The organism is Limnohabitans sp. JirII-31, assembly GCF_002778315.1.
Classification (GTDB): Bacteria; Pseudomonadota; Gammaproteobacteria; order Burkholderiales; family Burkholderiaceae_C; genus Limnohabitans.
This window is the reverse complement of record NZ_NESA01000034.1, coordinates 1-1,304: the sequence shown is the minus strand read 5'-3', so window position 1 is coordinate 1,304 and position 1,304 is coordinate 1. Positions and strand designations below refer to the sequence as shown.

1 protein-coding gene is annotated in these 1,304 nt (G+C 59.4%); it reads left to right on the top strand.

Translation table 11 applies throughout. The features are described 5' to 3' along the window. Positions 1 to 1,304, top strand: a 1,304-nt coding sequence (locus tag B9Z41_RS16830) for a VCBS domain-containing protein (protein ID WP_199173017.1), incomplete at both ends; no start/stop codon positions are given.

Below are 1,304 nucleotides of genomic sequence, written 5' to 3'. Positions count from 1 at the left end.
GAGACCAATGCAGCAGCCTCGCTCTCAACAACCGGCACCCTCAGCGCCACCGACGTGGACAGTAGCGCAGCCTTCGTTGCCCAGACCAATGTGGCGGGTAACAACGGCTATGGTCAATTCAGCATCGGTGCTGACGGTCAGTGGACCTACACCGCCAACAGCGCGCACAACGAGTTTGTGGGTGGACAGACCTACACCGACAGCTTCACGGTGGCGACAGCCGATGGCACCAGTCAAGTGATCACAGTCAGCATGACCGGCAGCAACGATGCGGCGGTCATCACCGGCACCAGCACCGCCAGCTTGACGGAAACAAACGCTGCGGCCTCTTTGAGTACAACGGGTACGTTGTCCGCCACGGATGTGGATAGCAGTGCCGCCTTCGTTGCTCAGACTGGTGTTGCTGGTAACAATGGCTACGGTCAATTCAGCATCGGCACCGACGGTGTTTGGACCTACACGGCCAACAGCGCGCACAACGAGTTTGTGGGCGGTCAGACCTACACGGACAGCTTCACGGTGGCAACAGCCGATAGCACCAGCCAAGTGATCACGGTCAGCATGACGGGTTCGAACGACGCAGCAGTCATCACCGAAACCAGCACGGCCAGCTTGACGGAGACAAACGCTGCGGCCTCTTTGAGTACAACGGGCTCACTGTCTGCAACAGACGTTGACAGCAGCGCTGCCTTTGTTGCGCAGACTGGTGTTGCTGGTAACAACGGCTACGGTCAATTCAGCATCGGAACCGACGGCGCCTGGACCTACACGGCCAACAGCGCGCACAACGAGTTCGTCGGTGGGCAGACTTATACCGACAGCTTTACGGTGGCGACTGCAGACGGAACAAGTCAAGTAATCACCGTCACGATGACCGGCACGAACGATGCCGCTGTCATCACTGGTACCAGCACCGCCGGCCTGACTGAGACCAACAGCGCAGCCTCGCTCTCCACAACCGGCAGCTTGAGTGCCTCGGACGTGGACAGCAGTGCCGCCTTCGTTGCTCAGAGCAATGTGGCTGGGAATAACGGCTACGGTCAATTCAGCATCGGAACCGATGGCGCCTGGACGTACACGGCCAACAGTGCGCACAACGAGTTCGTCGGTGGTCAGACCTACACCGATAGCTTCACAGTCGCGACAGCCGATGGCACGAGCCAAGTGATCACGGTCAGCATGACGGGTTCGAACGACGCAGCGGTGATCACCGGAACCAGTACAGCTAGCCTGACTGAGACCAACAGCGTAGCGTCGCTCTCCACAACCGGGACACTCAGTGCCACTGACGTTGACAGTAGCGC